Origin of the sequence: Pseudomonas arabinosi (assembly GCF_047758675.1) — a bacterium.
Classification (GTDB): Bacteria; Pseudomonadota; Gammaproteobacteria; order Pseudomonadales; family Pseudomonadaceae; genus Aquipseudomonas; species Aquipseudomonas arabinosi.
The window spans coordinates 6715868-6739235 of sequence record NZ_CP180480.1 but is presented as its reverse complement, the minus strand read 5'-3'; the positions used below and the strand labels follow the sequence as shown (position 1 = coordinate 6739235).

Genomic DNA, 23368 nt, shown 5'->3' with positions numbered 1-23368 from the left:
GGCTTTCCTGGGGAAACATCAGTCATAAATGCGCGGGCCCCGAGATCGTCTGAACAAACATTGTCGTTTGTCGGCGGTTTCACACTCTGCCGCTACATAAAAACAAAGCCAGGGCATCACTCAATGAGCGTAAGCAATCCAACACTGATCACGTTCGTGATCTACATCGCAGCAATGGTGCTGATCGGCTTCATGGCCTATCGCTCCACCAACAACCTTTCTGACTACATTCTGGGCGGTCGCAGCCTGGGCAGCGTCGTGACTGCATTGTCCGCCGGTGCCTCCGACATGAGCGGCTGGTTGTTGATGGGCCTGCCGGGCGCTATCTACATGTCCGGTCTTTCCGAAAGCTGGATCGCCATCGGCCTGATCATCGGTGCTTACCTGAACTGGTTGTTCGTCGCCGGCCGTCTGCGTGTGCAGACCGAGCACAATGGTGATGCGCTGACCCTGCCGGATTACTTCTCCAGCCGTTTTGAAGATAAAAGCGGCCTGCTGCGGATCATCTCCGCAGTCGTGATCCTGGTGTTCTTCACCATCTACTGCGCTTCCGGCATCGTGGCCGGCGCTCGTCTGTTTGAAAGCACCTTCGGCATGTCCTACGAGACGGCGCTGTGGGCCGGTGCTGCGGCGACGATTGCCTACACCTTCGTCGGTGGTTTCCTGGCAGTGAGCTGGACTGACACCGTACAAGCCACGCTGATGATCTTCGCCCTGTTGCTCACGCCGATCATCGTGCTGCTGGCAACCGGCGGCGTCGACACCACGTTCCTGGCCATCGAAGCGCAAGACGCCAGCAACTTCGACATGCTGAAAAACACCACCTTCATCGGCATCATCTCGCTGATGGGCTGGGGCCTAGGCTACTTCGGCCAGCCGCACATCCTGGCGCGCTTCATGGCGGCGGATTCGGTCAAGTCGATTGCCAAAGCACGTCGCATCTCCATGGCCTGGATGATCCTGTGCCTGGGCGGCACCGTCGCTGTAGGTTTCTTCGGTATCGCTTACTTCTCGGCGCACCCTGAACTGGCCGGTCCTGTGACCGAAAACCACGAACGTGTGTTCATCGAACTGGCCAAGATCCTGTTCAACCCATGGGTTGCTGGCGTGCTGCTGTCGGCCATCCTGGCTGCCGTCATGAGTACGCTGAGCTGCCAGTTGCTGGTGTGCTCGAGCGCCCTGACCGAAGACTTCTACAAAACTTTCCTGCGTAAAACCGCTTCCCAGATGGAGCTGGTCTGGGTCGGCCGTGCCATGGTGCTGCTGGTTGCCCTGATCGCTATCGGTCTGGCGGCTAACCCGAACAACCGTGTACTGGGTCTGGTCAGCTACGCCTGGGCCGGTTTCGGCGCTGCGTTCGGTCCGGTAGTCCTGATCTCCGTGATATGGAAAGACATGACCCGCAACGGCGCACTGGCCGGCATCCTGGTCGGCGCGATCACCGTGATCGTCTGGAAACACTTCGAACTGCTGGGCCTGTACGAAATCATCCCTGGTTTCATCTTCGCCAGCCTGGCGATCTATATCGTCAGCAAACTGGGCGAGCCGACTAAAGGCATGCTTCAGCGCTTCGCCGCTGCCGAGGCAGATTTCCGTCTGAACAAGTGAAGGGAATGAGCTGATGCTCTGACCTTTCGGCTACAACAAAACGGCCCGCTTCCTACTGGATGCGGGCCGTTTTTTTGCCTACGCAAATTTCGAATCCCTGTGCATACCCCTGTAGGAGTGAGCCTGCTCGCGATAGCGCCGGGTCAGTCGACATCAATGTTGAATGATTAACCGCTATCGCGAGCAGGCTCACTCCTACAGGGGATTGGTGGTGCTTTTGAAGGAGATGTCTGTAGCCAAACACACTGATTGTTGAAGGAGAAATCCCTAAAAAAGCAGGACAAATCTGATTTCCCTGTCCCTCCCTCAACACCCCTTGTCGCTCATGCAGAATCGCCCGCCTTCATTCTGCAGAGACACATCGGATGTTCGCTCCTGCCAATCAACCGCGTTTCACGTTGACGATCGACGGCGTCCAGAATGAACTCAAGGTACTTGAGTTCTCGGGCACGGAAGCCATCAGCCAGCCCTATCGTTTTGACCTGGAACTGGTCAGCGAACGACCCGACATCGAACTCGAAAGCCTGCTGCATCGTCAGGCGTTTCTGAGTTTTGATGCACAGGGTTCCGGCATTCATGGTCAGATATTTCGCGTAGGCCAAAGCGATTCCGGACAGCGCCTGACGGGCTACCAAATCAGTCTCGTGCCGCGTCTGGCCTACCTCGGCCAGCGCATCAATCAGCGGATTTTCCAGCACAAAAGCGTGCCGGCGATCGTCGCGCAAATCCTCAAGGACCACGGCATCCAGCGCGATGCTTTCGAGTTTCGGCTCGGCAGCGATTACTCCGAGCGTGAGTACTGCGTGCAATACGCCGAAAGCGATCTGGCGTTCATCCAGCGACTGTGTGCCGAGATCGGCATTCACTACCACTTTCAACACAGCCTCGACGGGCACCTGTTGGTGTTTGGTGATGATCAGACGGTTTTCCCTCGTCTGTCCGAGCCGACGCTCTACCTGCCAGGCAGTGGAATGGCGGCGGATGCGCCGGCCATCAAGCGTTTCAACGTGCGCCTGGAAACCCGGACGACAGCCGTAACACGTCGCGACTACGACTTCAAAAAACCTCGCCTGCAACTTGAAAGCCGCCTCGACAGTGAACGGCGACCGGTGCTCGAGGATTACCACTTCCCCGGCCAATTCACCGACCGCGAACACGGCAAGCATCTGGCCCAACGAGCACTCGAACGTCACAACGCCGACTTCCGTCAGGCCGAAGGTCGTGGCGACGAGTCGGCATTGGTCAGCGGGCACTTCCTGCACCTGGCCGAGCATCCGCATCGGGCATGGAATGACCTGTGGTTGATCACCGAAATCGAACACCGTGGCCGCCAGCCGCAAGTGCTGGAAGAGTCGGTTACCAGCGACGGCCCGGATGATTTCCAGGGCTATCGCAATACCTTTCTGGCAACACCGTGGGACGTTTCGTTTCGTCCACCGCTGGGGCCGGAAAAACCACGCATGCTCGGCTATCAACCCGCGGTGGTCACCGGTCCGACCGACAGCGAAATCCATTGCGACGAGTTCGGTCGGGTCAAGGTTCAGCTCGCCTGGGACCGTGACGGTCAGCTCGATGAACACTCCAGTTGTTGGCTGCGCGTTGCCACCGGCTGGGCCCACGACCGTTATGGCAGCGTGATGATCCCGCGAGTCGGCATGGAAGTGCTGGTGGGATTCGTCGACGCCGATGCCGACAAACCGCTGGTGATGGGTTGCCTGCCTAACGCCGCAACCCCAGTACCGCTCGATCTACCCGCTGACAAGACCCGCAGCATTTTCCGCAGCCAGAGCAGTCCCGGTGGCGGCGGTTACAACGAATTGCGCATCGAGGATCGCAAAGGCGCCGAGGAAATCTACCTGCGCGCCCAGCGAAACTGGACGCAGCACGTGCTGAATGATCAACAGGTGCAGGTCGATAACGCCCGCAGCATTGTCGTCACAGGCACCGCTCGCCATGAGCTGAAGGCCGACGAGCAACGCATCACCCATGGCCAGCGCCAGACCGAAGTGAAGTTGGATGATCACCTGGTGGTGGTCGGGGATCGACACATTCGCGTGACCAGTCAGGCGCTGAATGCCAGTCAGCAATTCCATGTCAGCGCCGGCCAGCAAGTGGTGATCGACGGCGGTGCCAGCGCGACGATTCAGGCGGGCGGGCAGTGGATCAACATTGGGCCGGGCGGGATCTTCAGCAGCGTGCCGATTCAGGTCGGTGGTGCGTTGATCCCGGCCATGGCGGCTGCACCGTCCTTGCCGGATACGCCGTTGCAACTCGTCGCCGCCCCCGCAGCATTGCTGAGTGCCGCACAGATTCTGAGCCTGAAAAGCGACGCGCCGTTCTGTGAGGAATGTGAGCGCTGCAAGGATGGTGTCTGTGCAGCCTGATGCCTTGTCACCCCACGCCTGGTTGGATCGCCAACCGCTTAAACCGTCCGAGCAGTTGTTCGCGGTTTTCAGCAACGCGAGCGCCGCTGAACCGTTCAAAGCCTTGCAGCGTTCGATTGCAGCTCAAGCACCCAGTCCGATCTGGGCCGACACCGCGTACGCCGAGTGGGAACCGGTGATGCCCTATGTCGGAATCGTCGCCGCTGGCAGTGAGTTTCTGGAGTGGGTGGCCACAACCGAGTCTCGTGATTGGGGTTGGCTGGCGGTTTCTTCTGCCCCTCAGGAGGTGTTGCTCGAGCATCTTCGCAGCCTCACTCAAGTCCTTTTGCCCAACGGCAACGCAGTGTTTTTTCGCTTTTGGGATGGGCGTTATTTGCTGTCGATCCTTCAGTCTTCCGAGGTTAACGCTACGCAGTTAATGCCTGTGATCGGGCGCTGTTTGATCAATGGTCAATCGCTCGAAATCGGTGGCCAAGCGCTGAACAGTTCCCGGGTTTTTCCGTGGTGGGAAGTTTCCGAACCACTGCTCAAACACCTCGGTACCGAGTTCGCAACAACCCGAATAAGCAACTTGCTGAAGTGGTTGAGCGAGGAACGCCCTGACCTTTACGAGGCGTTTTCCGAAAGCGTTTTGCGCCACAAGGTTGCGATTTTTCTTGAGACACCGGACCTGCCTCAAGCACCCAAAACAGCCTTGGTGGACTACCTGATGGCGGAGCTGAACTGATGGATCAGATTGTGCGTATCGAGCAGGAGCTCGACGGTTTCAAAGACACCCTCTCCCTCTACCGTGAACAGCTCAAGCACTGGTTCAGCCAAGCGGCGGACACGGCCAGCCGCGCCGCTGATTTGCCTTCGCTGATGGGCATGGAGCGGATCATCAAGTTCGGCAATGCCAGCACTGCGGTGAGCAGTAGCGACAACAACTTCTTCTCCACTGTCGTGCAATGCCCAAAGGGCGGAAAGCTAGAGATCGAGAGCAAGTTCGAATCGGTTTATGACGTTCCGGTTGGGAATATTCAGGTTGATGTGATTGCCAGAGAGGGCGGGAAGGTGACGCCAGTCACGCTCAACAAAAACGGCAAGGGAATATTCAAAGGGGAAGAGGGCAAGTTCTACCGCATTCACGTCCATAACGAAGTAACTCCGCAGCAAGTCGATGACCTCTTCTCTTCCTACGATGGCCTGACGAATGAGCTCGAAAACTGGCTGCAAGATGAATGGAAGACATTCAAGCCGAAGTGGTCGGAATCTTCTTCGGTTGCTGTAGGCAATGGAATGCTCGCGGGAAGTTGGGCAGCAATCGAGGGTGTGTGGGACGGCATCGGCCTGCTTTCGGAGATTCTGAAGGATCCCGGGAAGTTTGGTGAGCGGTTGGGCGAGAGCGCCACAGAGCTGAAGAAACTCGCGCAAACCGCTCCGGATGTCATGGAAAAAGTCCAGCTGTTGGCCAGTGACGAAGCGGCGTTGTGCTTGCTGTTACGCACCGCCAGCCTCTGGTTGGACATGCTGCCGCCCGGCGAGATCGCCGGTAATACTGCCGAAGCAGTGTCGACGGTGGTGGTGCAATTGTTGATCGACATCCTGATTGGCATCGTTCTGACGTTCGCTGCAGCAGGGGCCGGTATCGCGTATTTGACGATGCGGCTGGCTAATCGAGCTGCGCAATTACTCAGCGCTGTTGTGCGTCTCGTGAAGGCGATTTTCACGATCATCAATAACTTCATCAGCTACGTCGACCGCTACAAAAAAGTCGCTGCCCGAGGCATCGCTGCCGGCATGAAAAAAGGCCGGATGCAGTTGAACTGGAGCGCACGTCGCAACGCTTCGCTAAAGAAAGACGAACACCACGACGACGCCTCAACGCAGGCGAAAAACCCCAACGGCGACAGCGCCGATTGTGTGCCGCTGACCTGCACCAACAATTGCCCGGTATCGATGGTCACCGGCGAAGAACTGCTGACCCTCATCGACGGTTCGCTGGATGGCATCCTGCCGTTCGACTTCACCCGGCTCTATCGCACCAGCGCCGCCGAGATCGACTGCGGCCTCGGTTTCGGCTGGAGTCACAGCCTCGCCCATCGACTGGAAATCGACGGCGACACCGTCATCTGGATCGACCACGAAAACCGGCGCACCACGTTCCCGCTGCCAAACAATGAACGCCCGGCGATCCACAACAGCCTCTCGCGGGCAGCGATTTATCTCGGCGATGAGCCCGAAGAACTGATCCTCGCCCAGGCGGGTGACGACGCGCGGTTCTATCACTTTCGTAACGGTCGACTGACGACCATCAGCGACGCTTACGACAACCGTTTGCGCATCACCCGCGACCGACAAGACCGCATCAAACGACTCGACAATGACGCTGGCCGCGCCTTGCGATTGCGCTATGACCGCAGCCATTTGGTCGCCGTCGACTACCAGGTTTTTGTCCCGGCCCAGACCCTCGACGAGGCCTGGCACACCGAGCTGACACTGGTCAGTTACAGCTACGACCAACGCGATCAACTGATCGAAGCCACCAACGCCGCCGGCGATAGCGAGCGTTACGACTACGACGATCAGCACGTCATCCTGCAGCGGCAACTGACCGGTGGGGCGAGTTTCTTCTGGGAGTGGGAACGGTCCGGCAAGGCTGCCCGATGTGTCCGCCATTGGGCATCGTTTTCGCAGATGGACACACGTTATGTCTGGGATGACGAGGGCAGTGTCACCGTCCAGAACATCGATGGCAGTGAAGAGGTTTACGTCCACGACGACCGGGCGCGGCTGGTACGCAAGGTCGAGCTGGACGGCGGCGAACACCTCAAGGCTTACGACGACAACGGTCGGCTGATTGCCGAGCAAGACCCGTTAGGCGCCGTCACCGAATACCGTTACGACGAGGTCGGACGGCTTATCGCGCTGATTCCGCCGGAAGACGAACCGACGGCCTACGAGTATCGCAACGGTTTCCTGCACGCGCGGTTTCGCGGCAAAGCCGTCTGGAAATATCAACGCAACACCCAGGGTGACATCACCCAAGCGACCGACCCTGACGGTCATGTCAGCCACTATCACTACGACGAACGAGGGCAGCTGCGGTCGATCCGGTACCCGGACAACAGTCGGCATGTCTTCGTCTGGAATGGCTTGGGGCAGTTGGTTGAGGAAACGCTGCCGGATGGTGGTGTGCGGCGGTTTTCCTACGACACGCTTGGGCGGCAGATTACCCGGCAGGACGAACACGGCGCCGTTACCCAGTACCAATGGGATGCCGTTGGCCGACTGATCCAGACGACGCTTCCCACAGGCGCCAGCCGCGCCTTCAGCTACAACGCCTACGGCAAGATCACCGCCGAACGGGATGAACTGGGTCGCGTCACCCGCTACGAATACATCGACGATCTGCACCTGGTCAGCCGCCGCATCAATGCCGACGGCACCCAGCTGAAGTACCGCTACGACAACGCCCAGCTGTTACTCGCCGAGATCGAAAACGAGTCTGGCGAAAAATATCTCCTGGACTACACGCCCAACGGCTTGATCCGACAGGAAACCGGATTCGACGGCCAACGCACAGCGTACGCCTACGACCTCAACAGCCAGCTGCTGGAGAAAACCGAGTTTGGCGAGGACGGCTCGCAGCTGGTAACGGCGTATGAACGAGACTCCGCGGGGCGCTTGCTGGTCAAAACCCTGCCCGACGGCATCAAGGTTGAATACCGCTACGACAGCCTCGGCCGACTGGTCAGCGTCGATGACGGTCACGACCATCCGCTGGAGTTCGAATACGACCAGCAGGACCGGCTGATCAGCGAACACCAGGGCTGGGGCACGCTGCGTTATGGCTACGACGCCTGCGGTCAGCTCAATCGCCTGCGCCTGCCGGACGGCAGCAAACTCGATTACCACCACGCCAAGGGCGGCGCGCTGACGGCCATCGACCTCAACGGCGCGCGACTCACGACCCACCAATTCGCCTTCGGTCGCGAGCAGCAACGCCAGCAGGGGCAGTTGCTCAGCGAATATGCCTACGACGATCAGGGCCGATTGAAGGCCCACGCTGTCAGTCAACAGCACCAAACGCTGTATCGCCGCGACTATGCCTACAGCGCCAACGGCAATCTCGACAGCATCGCCGACACCCGTCACGGCCAACGCAATTACCAATACGACCCGCTCAACCACCTGACCCGCGTCCGCCACACCCGCGACGACCCACCGGAAAGCTTCGCCCACGACCCGGCGGGCAACCTGCTGATGCAGGACCGTCCCGGCGCCGCGAAGGTGCTGGGGAATCGCCTGCTGATGCAAGGCGACCGCCACTACGACTACGACGCCTTCGGCAACCTCATCCGCGAACGCCGCGGCACCGCGCAAAAACTCGTCACCGAATACCGCTACGACTGCCAACACCGCTTGGTCGGCGTCACGACCCCGGACGGCCGCGGCGCCAACTACCGCTACGACGCCTTCGGCCGCCGCATCAGCAAAACCGTCGACGGCAAAACCACCGAGTTCTTCTGGCAAGGCGACAACCTCATCGCCGAAAGCAGCCGCGAGCATTACCGCAGCTACGTCTACGAACCCGGCAGCTTCCGCCCGCTGGCCATGCTCGACGGCAAAGGCCCACGCAAGGCCTGCCCGTTCTACTACCAACTCGATTGGGTACGCCGCAGGAACTGACTGATTTTGGTGGCGAGATTGTCTGGTCGGCGAAGTACAGCGCCTACGGCAAAGTCACTCGCCTTGCATTCGGAGGGGGAGAGCAGCTCGAGCAACCGCTACGGTTTCAGGGGCAGTACTTCGACGCCGAGAGTGGTCTGCATTACAACCGGCATCGGTACTATGATCCGGAGGTTGGTCGGTATCTGACGCCGGATCCGATCAAGTTAGCGGGTGGGCTGAACCAGTATCAGTACACGCCGAATCCGACGGGGTGGGTTGATCCGTTGGGATTGAACTCCAACTGTCCTCCGCCGAAAAATAAGAAAAAGGTAGGCTGTCCGTTACCTGCGGACGCTAATAAACCCGCCGTAAATCAAGGCAGTCCAAAGCTGCCTAAGGCAAGTGACCCGGAACCTAAAACCGAGGAGGAAGCCAAGCGTCAGGTATTAAAGTGGGAGAGAGAATATAAAATGCACTCAGTTGAAAAACATGGTCCGGAAATTGACGATAAAGCGTTGAAACAGCGGTCAATTGATGGATCTCATCCGACGAAGAAAGGTGTGAAAGGACCAATCAGACCAAGCTCTCAGTTCAGTAGCTGGATGATGCAATTTCGTGCGATAAGTTATGCTTTGTCTAAAATGCACCGTGATGTTCCCGAACCAACTGGTTATGACGCCGACCTGAACCCAGTTGTTCGAATGAAATTGCCCGGAGCAGGACGGGGATACAAGCCTAATGAAAAAAATCCAGATAATCCTCGTTATATAGAAAATATGGATGGTGCAGAAATTAAGTTTGATAAGCAGAATGTGAAACACCCATTCACGGCTTTTCCTCGAAAGGTGGATTGAAATGTTGATGCATCCATTTGTAAATTTTCCATTTGAGCCTCAGCTTTCTTATGTTCTGGCTGGAATCTCAATCTACGATAGAGAAGAAACACTTGGTGAGGCCTTGTGGGTTTATAACCCTAATAAGCAAGATGAAAGAGAGGAAGTAATAAAGAAATTTATAATTCCAGATTTTGACTATTTAACCTATAGGCATAGATTTTTAGTTTTTAAGATGCTTGAGGAAGTTTTGCAGCAATCAGATTTTGATTTTTCTAAGCAGTTTGAAAGTGATCACGAAGATCCCCGGATCCTCGCTTGGGATGAAACCGAAATAGAAAATCCACGTGGCTTTTTTGAAGACATATATAGATTGGCACGAGACGAGTGGAAAGACGACCTTCATAAAGCCGGTCTTGAAGACCAATCAACCTGGTAAGGCTTGTTATCCCTGAGGTGGATAGATTTTATGATCGCTTCGCGCTCAATCGCGGGCAAGCCACGCTCCCGCAGGACGGTGGCGACTGTAGGAGCGAGGCTTGCCCGAGAAGACGGTCTTACAGGCAACGAAAATTCTGGGCACGGTCGTCGGAAGTTTCCTTCAAGTTGTAGCGGTTTCCATGAACTGGTGCGAAGTGAGCTCCATGGATAGTCTTCGGCTGTCACTGCAAATGCAGTGGCAGGGTGTAGGAACCCTTGGAAATTCACCGCGCGTCAGCGCTGTCGTTTGATTGCGGCACTTTATTCGTGTCCGTAAGATCGTTCGCGGCGGCTGTGCGTGGGACACGCTTCGGCGTGGCTGAGTTTGGTGGATTCCTCAGTTTCCTACTCCCGCGCACGGCTGCCACCCAAGCCCGTAGGAAAGGCCGTTGGTAGCTTGAATTTATCCACCAAGGTCTCAAAAAATGAAAACACTTCATCCCGATCCACCCTATGAAAAACCAACCCCCCATCCCCAAAGCCGCTTCATGGCGCTCACCAGCAATTGCGACGACATGCCAACCCTGTTCGTCGACACCCAAGCGCCGCTGGATGTTTTGTATGACGCTGCCAACTACCGGATTCGCGCCGTCACCCAAGTGATGGAGAACTTGTCCATGCGCGGTTCGATCGAGTGTCAGTCCTTCATTCTTAGTGATTTTGCTTTGCTCTGTGCCATTCCGTTGCGGGATGGGTGTGATGTGCTGGATGTTCTTGGGCGGCGGTTGCGAGCGCGGTCTTCGGAGTAGGGCTGCTGAAAGATCGTTCCCACGCTCTGCGTGGGAATGCAGCCCGTGACGCTCTGCGTCACATCGGTGTCAGGCTCGAAATTGGCGGTGTGGCTGGAACGCAGAACGGCGCGTTAAAAGTCGTTTCCTGAAAACAAGAGGGCAGGTATGTCGGGTCAACAGCTAACACGGGAATTAATCGAAGAGTGGGCCTATAGCGATATCGTCATCGATGCCTATGAAAGTGGCGATGATGGCGATGGGGCACGCTTTGAAATCGCAGTCTTTGAGTTTTTCGGGGTCAAAGGTCTGCTGGATTTTGCCGCTGATCCTGCCTGTCTGGCACGGCTATATTTTGTAGGTTTGCTGGCAAAGACGTTTCTTTGGATGTTCAGAAATAACGCGGGTCTACCTTTTCATTTTTCTCGTTTTCTTGGAATTATGTCGAGAGAAGACTATCGGCGTATGAACGAGGAGCGGGAGGAGAAAATTTATGAAATCTGTCTTGTCCTGGACAGTATGCGATCCATCAAGGATCCCGCGATTCAGTCGCTTTATAAGCAGATACTTGATTTCAGGCATGACCAAGTCAGCAGTAGCTCTGAGTTTTATTATCAGTGTTTGAAAAATCTGGATCTCAGTCTGTTCAGCACTAATTTGACCTGAATGGTGGGTTTTCAGAAGCTTGTTCGGTAATGAATTGATCCTGGGTCTTGATAAAGGCGTCAAACGCCAGCGAGTTATAAACGCTCAAGCATCCAAGCATTACCAGCTTTTTGTCCGTGTATTTGCTGACAGATGAGGTGTTGTCATAAGCATTAAATACGTAGATCCGGGTATTCATGTAAGGGTCATGTGTGACCTTCAAGGTGTCTTCATCCTGAACCACGGTATGCATGCCGTTACCCATGAACGAGTAAGCACCCGCCGATCGCGCGATGTCTGCTTCTAACTCGGACTTCTCTTTAAAGTGCTTGAGAATGCAATGGCTAAGTCCGTAATTTTTTAAGGATTGGCGTGCCTCTGCCATGTGCGTCTCGTCAGCAAAAACGTGGCTTGCCGACAGTAAACAAACAAACGCCGAACATAGAATTCGCATCGGTTTTTTGACTCCCTGTCATTAGTTGAGGTGAGGGTGTCGCTCGGTGGGCCAGGAGTATGTGCCGGTCGCGCACGCCCTCGCCAGCGGGTTTTCGTCTGGCCGCTCGGCTGCCACCCCTGACGTTCGCCTCGGTACAAGGTAAACTCCCCGCCCTTCGCAGGAGCAATCATGAATTATCGTCACGCCTTCCATGCCGGCAATCACGCCGATGTGTTCAAACACCTGACTTTGACCCGCATCATCGCTTTGATGTCGCGCAAGGAGCAGCCGTTTGCCTATCTCGACACTCACGCCGGCATTGGTCTGTATGACCTGCAGGGTGATCAGGCGAGCCGTACCGGTGAGTACCTGGAAGGTATTGCGCGTTTGTGGGATCAGCCGGATCTGCCGGAGCTGACTGCTGATTACATGAAGGTGCTGCACGACATGAACCCGGATGGCCAGTTGCGCTATTACCCGGGATCGCCGGAGTTGGCGCGGCGGCTGACGCGGCCGCAGGATCGGGTGATGCTCAACGAGAAGCACCCCGAAGACGGCTTGCTGCTCAAGGACAACATGGCCGGTGATCGTCGGGTGAAGGTTCACTTGGGCGAAGGTTGGCATGTGCCGCGTGCGATGTTGCCAGTGCAGGAGAAGCGGGCGGTGATGTTGATTGATCCGCCGTTCGAGCAGCTGGATGAGATGCAGCGTTGTGCGGCGTCTTTGAAAGAAGCGATTGGCCGGATGCGTCAGACGGTGGCCGCGATCTGGTACCCGGTGAAGGACCAGCGCCTGTTGCGTCGTTTCTATCAGGACTTGGCTGGAACGGGCGCGCCGAAGTTGTTGCGTGTCGAGTTGCTGGTGCATCCGCTGGATACGCCGAACAGTCTGAATGGCTCGGGGCTGGCGATTGCGAATCCGCCGTGGGGGCTGGAAGAGGAATTGCGTGAGTTGCTGCCGTGGTTGTCCAAGAAGTTGGGACAGACCCAGGGTGGTTGGCAGATGGATTGGTTGATCGCCGAATAGGGTAAATCGACAAGCAAGATCAAAAGATCGCAGCCTCGTTTCACTCGACAGCTCCTACAAGGGAATGCGTAACCCCGTAGGAGCTGTCGAGTGAAACGAGGCTGCGATCTTTTGCTTTTAGGGCCCGAAAATCAGATCGGGCAAGTCACGCCTGTACCGCCAATCCCGCAATACCCTTCAGGGTTTTTCGCCAGGTATTGCTGGTGATAAGCCTCGGCAAAGTAGACCGTCGGGGCTTCGTCGATTTCAGTGGTGATCGTGCCTTTGCCAGCCTTGGTCAACTCGGCCTGGAACACTTGCTCGCTGTGCTTGGCGGCTGCCAACTGAGTCGGGTTGGTGGCGTAGATCACCGAGCGGTACTGCGTGCCGATGTCATTGCCCTGACGCATGCCCTGAGTCGGGTTGTGCAGTTCCCAGAACATTTTCAGCAGCTCGTCGTAGCTGACTTTTGCCGGCTCGTAGACCACCAGTACCACTTCGCTGTGGCCGGTCAGGCCCGAGCAGACTTCTTCATACGTCGGGTTCGGCGTAAAGCCGCCGGCGTAACCCACCGCCGTACTGACCACACCTTCGCGCTGCCAGAACTTGCGCTCTGCGCCCCAGAAGCAGCCGAGGCCGAAGATCGCGAAATCCACGTCCATCGCGAACGGGCCCAGCAGCGGGGCGTCGTGGACGAAGTGTTTTTCCGGCACGGTCATTGGGGTTTCACGGCCAGGCAGAGCTTGTTCTTTAGTCGGGAGCACGTTTTTGTTCACCAGGATTTCCGAGCGCAAGACCATGATCAGTCCTCTCAGTCAGGTTTGGATGTAGAAAGTCAGACCGCCAGTTTGCCCAATTATCCCTGTGGGAGCGAGCCTGCTCGCGATAGCGGTGTGTCAGTGACGTAGATGCTGCCTGATACAACGCTATCGCGAGCAGGCTCACTCCCACAGGGAGTGGGGGGGCCCACAAGGGATTGCTGTCAGGCGATCGGGCCACGCGGATAGCGCTTGAGCTTTTCGATCAGCTCGGTGCCCGGAATCGGCCGGTCGAACAGATAGCCCTGGCCAACGTCGCAGCGGTGACGGCGCAGGAACGCCAACTGCTCGGCGGTTTCGATGCCTTCAGCCACGACCTTGAGTTTCAGGTTGTGGGCCATGGCGATCACCGCGGAGGTGATTTCCATGTCGTCCTGGTTGTCGGGGATTTCGTGGATGAAGCTTCGATCGATCTTAATGATGTCGATCGGAAATTTTTTCAAGTAACTAAGCGACGAGTAACCGGTGCCGAAGTCATCCATGGCCAGGGTCAGGCCCAGGCGCTTGAGCTGATCGAGCTGCAAGTGGGTGTCTTCGGTGGCTTCCAGCAGCAGGCCTTCGGTGAGTTCGAGTTCCAGCAGGTTTGCCGGCAGCGCTTCTTCTTTGAGGATGTTGGCGATGGACGACACCAGGTCCGGATCGGAGAACTGCTTGGGCGACAGGTTGATTGCCACCTGAAGATTGCCCAGGCCCGCGGCGGTCAGGTCTTTGCTCATGCGGCAGGCCTGGCGAGCGATCCATTTACCGATGGGAATGATCAGCCCGGTTTCTTCGGCGACGCTGATGAACTGGTCCGGGCGGATCATGCCTTTTTCCGGGTGGTTCCAGCGCAGCAGCGCTTCCATCCCCAACAGGCGACCGCTGCGCAGGCAGAGTTTGGGCTGGTAGAACACGTCCAGCTCGTTCTGGGTCAGGGCGCGGCGCAGGTTGTTTTCGACGAACAGTTTGTAGCTGGCTTCGGCGTTCAGCGCTTCGGTGAACACCTGGACCTGGTGTTTGCCGTTGGCCTTGGCCTTGTGCAGCGCGAGGCCGGCGTTGCGCATCAGGGTTTGCGGATCGCGACCGTGCAACGGCGCGCAGGCCAGGCCCACGGAGCCGGTGACGCTGATCAGCTGGTTGTCGACGAACATCGGCTTGTCGAGGGTCGCCAACAATTGATTGGCAATCTGTTGGCCCGCACGCAGGTCGGTGTCGTCCAGCAGCACGGCGAATTCGTTACTGGCGAACCGCGCCAGGCTGCCGCTTGGGCTCAGGCTGTTGCGCAGGCGTCGGGCCAGGCTGATCAACAGTTTGTCGCCGGTCTGGTGGCCGAGGCTGTCGTTGATCCGCTTGAAGTTGTCGATGTCCACCAGCAACAAGCTGATCGGGGTATCGCTGTCTCGGGCGAAACGTTCATCGAGGTTGCGGATGAAGGCCGGGCGGTTGCCAAGGTTGGTCAGGTTATCGGTATACGCCAGACGCTCGATACGCTGCTGAGCGAGCTTGGTCTGGGTGATGTCTTCGTAGATGCCGATGTAATGCGTCAGCTCGCGGTTGTCGCCGTAGACCTTGGAAATCGACAACTGGCCCCAGTAGGGTTCGAGGTTTTTGCGGCGGCTTTTGAACTCACCCTGCCAGCTGTTGCTCTTGGCCAGCGCCGAGTGCGCGTCGAACAGCAGCTCGCTGAGGTTTTCCAGTGCCGGCAGTTCCGACAGCCGCTGGCCGTGGACTTCTTCGGTGGTGTACTGGGTGATCGCCGTGAAGCTCGGGTTGACGTACTCCACCACGCCGTCGCAATTAACCAGCAAAAAGGCGTTGGCGCTTTGCTCTACCGCACGCTGGAACAGGTGCAGGGCGCTGGTGGCGGTGCGACGGTTGTGGTTGTTGATGACTTGGGCAAACTGATCCGCCAACTCACCGGCGAAAGCAATTTCGTCCGATTGCCAGGCGCGGGTCATACCGGTCTGCTCCAGGCAGAGTACGCCGACCACTTGGCCGTCGACGCGGATGCTGGCATCGAGCATCGCATTCACATCGCGTGGGCGCAGGTGTTCGGCCATTTCCCGGGTGCGCGGGTCGCGCATGGCGTTGTGGGCGTCGATGGCGCGGCTGGTGTGCAAGGCTTCCACGTAGTCGGGGAAGTGACTGACGTCGATCGGCTCCGGCAGCAGGTATTCCTGGCTGGCGCGGTGATAGGCCGCAATTGGCACGAGCAGCGGACCTTCGAGGTTCCACAGGCTGGCGCAGTCGATTTCGTAAATGTCACAGGCGCTGCGAGTGATCAGTTCGGCGGCTTCTTTCAGGGAATTGTTGCTGCTATAGCGCTGGCGGGTCAGCAGCAGAATCAAGTCTTGCTGGGCGCGCACCCGGTCCAGGTGCAGAAGCTGTTCCTGCTGGGCGCGCTGATTGAGTTCCAGGGCGATTTGCAGGCGAGAGTTCTGGGTTTCGAGGTCCAGGGCCGGCAGCAGTTGCTCGCCCTCGAACAGGCCGTCGACCACTAGCAGATAGCCGCGCAGCAGGTGTCGATTGTGTTGTTTGTAGGCTTCGCCCAGTTCCAGCAGGTTCAAGGAGCCGGCGGCGGTGTGCAGGGTGTAGCGGATCAGGTAATGCGGGCTTTCGGTGAGTTGTTGCTGAACCGCGTCATGCGCCTGATAACGCGCTTCGGGCTCCATCAGGCTGGCGTAGGGCGAGCCGACCAGAGCACAGAGTTCCACAGCCGGCAGGCCGAACTGTCGTTCGCAATTGGGATCGAGAAACAGCAGCGCCCAACTCGCTTCATTCAGCCGTTCGAAACGAAGCATGCCCAGCCGCGAGGGCACAGGCAACTGCGTCACTACCTCGGCCACCATACGGCTGGCGGCATCGGGTTGGCTCTTCATATGGAGGGAAACTCGCTTCGAATAGGCTGATCGCGCCGGGCTCTCGCCCTCTTTACTGTTACCTGCGGCAAGGTTGCATCATTGCGACACTGACTGACAAGAGACATGAAGGCCAAGTGCTATAAGAATATGTCGGCAAGCGGCAGGATTTCTCCATTGGATGGCTAAAAGTAATCGTTTGGAGCCCTGTGGCGAGGGAGCAAGCTCCCTCGCCACAGGTTTGGTTTAACGCAAAGGAATACCTACCGATTGCAGCAGCTGGCCATCCCGATCGTGGTAATTGACACGAACCTGCTCCGCCTCAACCACCAGGTGCGCGAAATTGTCCTGGCTGACCACCTGGCTGGTCAGTTCATGTTGATAGTCGCCAGCGGCTGTTCGCGCCAATGGTTGATCGAGGATGAAGGTGGAGGCCTTGGCGTACGGCAGCAGTTTGCTGTTGCACAAAGGCGAGGAGACGATGGTGTGCACCTCGAAGTCCGGGTCTTCGCTGTGGGTCAGACGACTCGTCAAAGAGCCGTGGACATCACCGGAAACGAAGAAGACGTTCTTGATGCGGTGTGTACGAATTGTCTCCAGAAGCCGCAGACGTTGTTCGGGAAAGGCCTTCCACGCGTCGTCGCCATGGGCGTTGCGGTCGGGGTAGAACATGACGCTGGTGACCACGAATTTGACACGAGCCGTGCTGTTGATCAGCCATTTGAGCAGCGCCTGTTCCTGCTCTTCATCAAGGATGCGCCGGTCGCTGGCCGACAGGTTGCGTCGGGTTCGGCTATCGGTGATAAACCATTCGATATCGCCCTCGGTGAATTGATACCAATAGTGCGGCAACAGCGCTCTGTTGATTTGCCCGTTGGCAAGCAGTTCATGTACGGGGCTGTGGCTGACTTGATAGAGTTCATACGCCGCCATGGCGTTTCGGTATAAGTGAGCATCGCTATTACTTGCATTGGCGGGCCAGTTGTCTTCAATTTCGTGATCATCGAGGATCATGTAAATCGGCACGCCGGACATTAACGTAGCAATATTGGGTTGGGAAAAAGCTGCGCGGTACTTACTGAGTATTTCATTGTATTCCCGGTCGGGAGCAATGACGTTCAGGTCATCGACATAGATTTGATCGCCGGTCATCAACATGGCGCTGATGGGCGGTTCGGCCTGCTGCGCCAGATTCGTGATCGAGGCGAAAATCCTGTCCCCCAGATGCGGTGCAGACGGGATGCCAGCGGTCATGCGCAGGTAACGACATGAACCGACGATATAGGCCCGTGGAGTTGTGGCTTTGCTGGACTGCGTGCGAAACCGGTAGAGATCCCGCGGCCATTGCAGCGGCAGTTCCTGAACCGTTTCCACGGTGTGCACCGGGCTCATGGGGCTGAACCAGCCCGCTTGGTATTCGTACTCGGTATCGGCGGCAAGGTCGTTGAGTGCAATCACATCGGACATATCACGCAAGATCGTCAACTTTGTAAATACACCTTGGGACCAGCGTTCTTCGCCAGGCCGGCGATAACGAATGCCTGCAAATACCGGTGCATTGTTTTGAAGTTCGCCGCGCAAAAAGATGCGTGCGTGATTAGTTGTAGTGTGGCCAATAATAGGGCCGACAGTCGGTTTGAACATGTTCGAATCCATTCGAAGTAATGCTAACTAAGCAGATTAAGTTGTCGAAGTTTCTATTGGAAATTACCCCAACTAAGATTAGTTATTGGCTTGCGAAAAATATCGGGCGGAAGTGGACTCGAGTTGTAGGCGGCGTAAGCCATGAATGTAGGAATAAAACTCGGAAGAGGGCCCGATGCCAGTCAGTTCAGCCCTAATGCGATCTGTAGCAGCTGTCGAGCTTGCGAGGCCTTTGGCAGTTGGTACTTGGAGTGCTGAACGGGGATGGCTTTCTTGCAGGCAAAAAAAGCCCCGCCAAACTGGCGGGGTTGAGGTACGAGCGTGGCGCTCGGAAAACGTGGAACGCGATGGGCCCTCCGGTGAAGGAGGGCCGATCGGTGTTACAGCAGGATGGTGCGGATGTCCGCCAGCAGGTCGCTCAGACGCTTGGTGAAGCGTGCAGCAGCGGCGCCGTTGATCACACGGTGATCGTAGGACAGCGACAGCGGCAGCATCAGTTTCGGCTGGAAGGCTTTGCCGTCCCAGACTGGCTGGATGGTTGCCTTGGAAACACCGAGGATCGCCACTTCCGGCGCATTGACGATCGGCGTGAAGCCGGTGCCGCCAATGTGGCCGAGGCTGGAAATGGTGAAGCAGGCGCCTTGCATGTCGTCAGCGGTGAGCTTTTTGTCGCGGGCCTTGGCGGCCAGCACGGCGGCTTCGGCTGCCAGTTGCAGCAGGCTCTTCTGATCGACGTTCTTGATGACCGGTACCAGCAGGCCTTCAGGGGTGTCGACGGCGAAGCCGATGTTCACGTACTTCTTGCGGATGATCGCCTTGCCGCTTGGTGCCAGCGAACTGTTGAAGTCCGGCAGTTCCTTGAGCAGGTGCGCGCAGGACTTGAGCAGCAGCGGCAGGATGGTCAGCTTGACGCCAGCCTTCTCTGCAACGGCTTTCTGAGCGATACGGAACGCTTCCAGGTCGGTGATATCAGCCGAATCGAACTGAGTCACGTGCGGAATGTTCAGCCAGCTGCGGTGCAGGCTCGACGCGCCGATTTGCATCAGGCGAGTCATCGGCACTTCTTCGGTTTCACCGAAGCGGCTGAAGTCCACGACCGGAATCGGCGGGATGCCCGCGCCGCCGGTTGCGCCAGCAGCGGCGGCCGGTGCTTCCTTGGCCTTCTGCATCATGGCTTTGACGTAAACCTGCACGTCTTCTTTCAGGATGCGACCGTGCGGACCGCTGGCGCCGACGGCGTTCAGCTCGACGCCGAATTCACGGGCCAGTTGGCGTACAGCCGGGCCGGCGTGAACCTTGGCGCCAGGCTTGGCTGGAGCCGCAACCGGGGCAGCAGCAGGTGCGGCTGCGGCAGGTGCAGCAGCGGCTGGCGCTGGCGCACTCGGTGCAGCAGCGGCCGGAGCCGGGGCAGCAGCAGGCGCAGCGCCTTTGACTTTCAGCTTGAGGATCAGGTCGCCGGTACCGACTTCGTCATCCAGCTTGATGGAAACGCTTTCCACCACGCCAGCGGCAGGCGATGGAATCTCCATGCTCGCCTTGTCGGATTCCAGGGTGATCAGCGACTGATCGGCTTCAACGGTGTCGCCGGCCTTGACCAGGACTTCGATGATCTTGGCCTTGCCCGAAGAACCAATGTCCGGGACATGAATGTCCTGAACGCTGTCAGCAACCGGTGCAGCCGGAGCCGCAGCGGCTGGCGCTGGAGCAGCGGCAGCAGGCGCAGCAGCCTGGGCTGGCACGGCCGCTGCCGGTGCCGCGGCACCTGCCACTTTCAGCGCCAGAATCAGGTCGCCAGTGCCGACTTCGTCGTTGAGCTTGACGCTGATGCTTTCGACCACGCCAGCGGCGGGCGAAGGGATTTCCATGCTGGCCTTGTCGGATTCCAGGGTGATCAGCGACTGATCAGCCTCGACGGTGTCGCCGACCTTGACCTGGATCTCGATGATCTGGGCTTTGCCCGACGAGCCGATGTCCGGCACGTGCACTTGCAGGGTGGTTGCAGCAGCGGGAGCCGCGGCCGGTGCAGCGGCTGCCGGAGCAGGAGCCGCAGCCGGTTTCGCTTCAGCCTTGGCAGCCGGTGCAGCGGCAGCCACAGCCGCAGGGGCTGCAACAGCGGCACCTTCGACTTCCAGCTCCAGCAGTTCGTCGCCTTCTTTCAGGCGATCGCCCAGCTTCACTTTCAAGCTTTTGACGATGCCGGCCTTGGGAGCAGGGATTTCCATGCTCGCCTTGTCCGACTCAAGCGTCAGGATGCTCTGGTCGGCTTCCACGCGGTCGCCGACTTTCACAAATAGTTCGATTACTTCACCTTCACCGCTGCCGATGTCAGGTACGCGAATGAGTTCGCTCACAGAGTGTCTCCTCAGCAGTCCAGTGGGTTGCGTTTTTCCGGGTTGATCCCGAACTTGGCGATGGCTTCAGCCACCACTTTAGGTTCGATATCACCACGGTCAGCCAAGGCTTCCAGGGCTGCCAACACCACGAAATGACGGTCGACTTCGAAGAAGTGACGCAGCTTCTTACGGCTGTCACTGCGGCCGAAACCGTCGGTGCCCAGGACTTTGAATTCCTTGGACGGGACCCACTGACGAATTTGCTCAGCGAACAGCTTCATGTAGTCGGTAGACGCGATGACCGGACCTTGACGGCCGTTCAGGCACTCTTCGACATAGCTCAGTTTAGGCTTCTGACCCGGGTGCAGACGGTTGCTGCGCTCGACGGCCAGGCCATCGCGACGCAGTTCGTTGAAGCTGGTAACGCTCCACACGTCAGCGCCGACGTTGAACTGTTCACGCAGGATTTTCGCCGCTTCGCGAACTTCGCGCAGGATGGTGCCGGAGCCCATCAGCTGAACGTGGTGCGCCGCTTCGCGGGTGTCTTCCTCGAGCAGGTACATGCCCTTGATGATGCCTTCCTCGACACCGGCCGGCATGGCTGGCTGCTGGTAGGACTCGTTCATCACGGTGATGTAGTAGAAAACGTCCTGCTGCTCTTCGGTCATCTTCTTCATGCCGTCCTGGATGATCACCGCCAGCTCATAGCCGTAGGTTGGATCAAAGGTGCGGCAGTTCGGGATGGTGCCAGCCAGGATGTGGCTGTGACCGTCTTCGTGTTGCAGGCCTTCGCCGTTCAGCGTGGTCCGGCCGGCGGTGCCGCCGATCAGGAAGCCACGGGTGCGGCTGTCGCCAGCGGCCCAGGCGAGGTCGCCGATACGCTGGAAGCCGAACATCGAGTAGAAGATGTAGAACGGCAGCATTGGCTGGTTGTGGCTGGAGTACGAAGTACCGGCAGCGATGAAGGAGCTCATGGCGCCCGCTTCGTTGATGCCTTCTTCGAGAATCTGGCCCTTCTTGTCTTCTTTGTAGAACATCACCTGGTCTTTATCGACTGGCTCGTAGAGCTGGCCGACGGACGAGTAGATGCCCAACTGACGGAACATGCCTTCCATACCGAAGGTACGGGCTTCGTCCGGGATGATCGGAACGATGCGCGAACCGATTTCCTTGTCCTTGACCAGCTGCGCGAGGATCCGCACGAAGGCCATGGTGGTGGAAATTTCACGGTCACCCGAGCCGTCCAGGATTGCCTTGAGGGTATCCAGCGGTGGCGTCGGGATGTCGAAGCTTTTGGCGCGGCGCTGTGGCACGAAACCGCCCAGTGCAGTGCGGCGCTCGCTCAGGTAACGGGCTTCGGCGCTGTTGGGTTCCGGTTTGAAGAACGGCAGGTTTTCCAGTTCTTCGTCTTTGACCGGGATGTCGAAACGATCGCGGAACAGCTTCAGGCTTTCAACATCAACTTTCTTGGTGTTGTGCGCAGTGTTCTTCGCTTCGCCGGCACCGGTGCCATAACCTTTGATGGTCTTGGCCAGGATGACGGTCGGTTGTTCTTTGTGGTTGACCGCTTCGTGGTACGCCGCGTAGACCTTGTACGGGTCGTGACCGCCACGGTTGAGTTTCCAGATCTCGTCGTCGGACAAGTCTTCAACCATCGCCTTGAGCTCTGGCGAGTTGAAGAAGTGTTCACGAACGAACGCGCCGTCTTTGGCTTTGTAGTTCTGGTACTCGCCGTCGATGACTTCGTCCATGCGACGCTGCAGGATACCGTCGACGTCTTTGGCCAACAGTGGGTCCCAGAAACGGCCCCAGATGACTTTGGTCACGTTCCACTGAGCACCACGGAACACGCCTTCGAGTTCCTGGATGATCTTGCCGTTGCCGCGAACCGGGCCATCAAGGCGCTGCAGGTTGCAGTTAATAACGAAGATCAGGTTGTCGAGCTTCTCGCGGCCAGCCAGCGAGATCGCGCCCAGGGATTCCGGCTCGTCACACTCGCCGTCGCCCAGGAAGCACCAGACTTTTTGCTTGCCTTCAGGGATGAAACCACGGGCTTCCAGGTACTTCATGAAACGTGCCTGGTAGATCGCCTGGATCGGGCCCAGACCCATGGATACAGTCGGGAACTGCCAGAAATCAGGCATCAGCCAAGGGTGCGGATAGGACGACAGGCCCTGACCGTCCACTTCCTGGCGGAAGTTGTTCATCTGGTCTTCGGTGATGCGGCCTTCCATGAACGCACGGGCGTAAACGCCTGGCGAGGTGTGACCCTGGAAGTAGATCAGGTCGCCGCCGTGTTCGTCGGTCGGGGCCTGGAAGAAATAGTTGAAGCCGATGTCATACAGGGTTGCGCTGGAGGCGAAGCTGGAGATGTGACCGCCCAGGTCAGAATCTTTCAGGTTCGTACGCATCACCATGGCCATCGCGTTCCAGCGTACCAACGAGCGAATACGGCGTTCCATGAACAGGTCGCCAGGCATGCGTGCTTCGTGGGTAACAGGGATCGTGTTGCGGTATGGCGTGGTGATGGCGTAAGGCAATTGCGAACCGCTACGGGTTGCGAGTTCGCCCATACGGGTCATCAGATAGTGAGCGCGGTCTTCGCCTTCTTTGTCGAGAACCGATTCCAGGGCGTCCAGCCATTCCTGGGTTTCGACGGGATCGAGGTCTTGCATGGCTTGCTCCAGGGCGGAAAGGCTTCCAGAATCGGTTGCCTGAGTTTGCGACTGGCCTTGTGGGCAGACGATATAAATTCTTGGATTGCCGAGAGGTTGTTCCGGCGGCGTGTAGTTTTACTACAAATCTTCGGGCATTTCAGCCTTTCGAATGTATATACGAGTAGTAAAACTACAGATGAGCGGCTTGTGGCCTCCAGCTGCGTTGTGAGAATAATCGTTAAGGTTGGTCTTTTGCCAACCAGAAAAGGTGAAAGCTTGATGCTGTCTGCCAAAAATAAAGAAATTT

General features: G+C 57.7%; 13 protein-coding genes and 1 pseudogene. 8 read left to right on the top strand and 6 right to left on the bottom strand.

The genetic code is table 11. The annotated features are described in order from the left end of the window. The first annotated feature begins 123 nt into the window (after nt 1–123). From putP to ACMXYJ_RS31170, 7 genes and pseudogenes are all read left to right on the top strand, one after another. Nucleotides 124–1608 carry a sodium/proline symporter PutP gene (putP, locus tag ACMXYJ_RS31200; protein ID WP_415758220.1) on the top strand — a complete coding sequence of 495 codons (1485 nt, stop codon included), beginning with the start codon at nt 124–126 and terminating at the stop codon, nt 1606–1608. A 365-nt stretch (nt 1609–1973) separates the two neighbouring features. After that, nucleotides 1974–3992, top strand: coding sequence for a type VI secretion system tip protein VgrG (locus tag ACMXYJ_RS31195; RefSeq protein ID WP_415758219.1), 2019 nt, complete (start codon nt 1974–1976; stop codon nt 3990–3992). Next, complete coding sequence (locus ACMXYJ_RS31190; RefSeq protein WP_415758218.1) at nt 3982–4719, top strand: DUF4123 domain-containing protein; 738 nt, start codon at nt 3982–3984, stop codon at nt 4717–4719. Before ACMXYJ_RS31195 ends, ACMXYJ_RS31190 begins: the two co-directional genes overlap by 11 nt. Next, nucleotides 4719–9499 (top strand): annotated as a pseudogene (locus ACMXYJ_RS31185) (RHS repeat-associated core domain-containing protein). The gene ACMXYJ_RS31190 and the pseudogene ACMXYJ_RS31185 overlap by 1 nt, the downstream one beginning before the upstream one ends. 1 nt (nt 9500) lies before the next feature. After that, on the top strand, nt 9501–9917 hold the full coding sequence (locus ACMXYJ_RS31180; RefSeq protein WP_415758217.1) for a hypothetical protein: 417 nt from the start codon (nt 9501–9503) through the stop codon (nt 9915–9917). Between the two features lie 466 nt (nt 9918–10383). After that, complete coding sequence (locus tag ACMXYJ_RS31175) at nt 10384–10707, top strand: hypothetical protein (protein ID WP_095127456.1); 324 nt, start codon at nt 10384–10386, stop codon at nt 10705–10707. A 147-nt stretch (nt 10708–10854) separates the two neighbouring features. Next, on the top strand, nt 10855–11352 hold the full coding sequence (locus tag ACMXYJ_RS31170) for a hypothetical protein (protein ID WP_415758216.1): 498 nt from the start codon (nt 10855–10857) through the stop codon (nt 11350–11352). Here the strand turns inward: ACMXYJ_RS31170 and ACMXYJ_RS31165 are convergent. Next, the gene (locus ACMXYJ_RS31165; protein WP_415758215.1) at nt 11339–11716 is read right to left on the bottom strand and encodes a hypothetical protein; all 378 of its coding nucleotides are present in this window, start codon (nt 11714–11716) and stop codon (nt 11339–11341) included. The two genes, ACMXYJ_RS31170 and ACMXYJ_RS31165, sit on opposite strands and share 14 nt — an antisense overlap. 240 nt (nt 11717–11956) lie before the next feature. Between ACMXYJ_RS31165 and ACMXYJ_RS31160 the strand changes: the two genes are divergently transcribed. After that, the gene (locus ACMXYJ_RS31160) at nt 11957–12793 is read left to right on the top strand and encodes a 23S rRNA (adenine(2030)-N(6))-methyltransferase RlmJ (RefSeq protein ID WP_415758214.1); all 837 of its coding nucleotides are present in this window, start codon (nt 11957–11959) and stop codon (nt 12791–12793) included. A gap of 131 nt (nt 12794–12924) precedes the next feature. Here the strand turns inward: ACMXYJ_RS31160 and msrA are convergent, their stop codons facing one another. The 5 genes from msrA to aceE all read right to left on the bottom strand — a co-directional run bounded on the left by msrA (nt 12925) and on the right by aceE (nt 23079). Continuing rightward, nucleotides 12925–13572 carry a peptide-methionine (S)-S-oxide reductase MsrA gene (gene msrA, locus ACMXYJ_RS31155; protein ID WP_415758213.1) on the bottom strand — a complete coding sequence of 216 codons (648 nt, stop codon included), beginning with the start codon at nt 13570–13572 and terminating at the stop codon, nt 12925–12927. 182 nt (nt 13573–13754) lie between these two features. Further along, nucleotides 13755–16448: a putative bifunctional diguanylate cyclase/phosphodiesterase gene (locus ACMXYJ_RS31150; RefSeq protein WP_415758212.1), complete on the bottom strand. Its 2694-nt coding sequence runs from the start codon at nt 16446–16448 to the stop codon at nt 13755–13757. Between the two features lie 225 nt (nt 16449–16673). Next, the gene (locus ACMXYJ_RS31145) at nt 16674–18071 is read right to left on the bottom strand and encodes an alkaline phosphatase D family protein (RefSeq protein WP_415758211.1); all 1398 of its coding nucleotides are present in this window, start codon (nt 18069–18071) and stop codon (nt 16674–16676) included. Nucleotides 18072–18451: 380 nt separating this feature from the next. Next, nucleotides 18452–20422 carry a dihydrolipoyllysine-residue acetyltransferase gene (gene aceF, locus ACMXYJ_RS31140; protein WP_415758210.1) on the bottom strand — a complete coding sequence of 657 codons (1971 nt, stop codon included), beginning with the start codon at nt 20420–20422 and terminating at the stop codon, nt 18452–18454. Between the two features lie 11 nt (nt 20423–20433). Next, on the bottom strand, nt 20434–23079 hold the full coding sequence (gene aceE, locus ACMXYJ_RS31135; protein WP_415758209.1) for a pyruvate dehydrogenase (acetyl-transferring), homodimeric type: 2646 nt from the start codon (nt 23077–23079) through the stop codon (nt 20434–20436). Between the last annotated feature and the right edge of the window lie 289 nt (nt 23080–23368).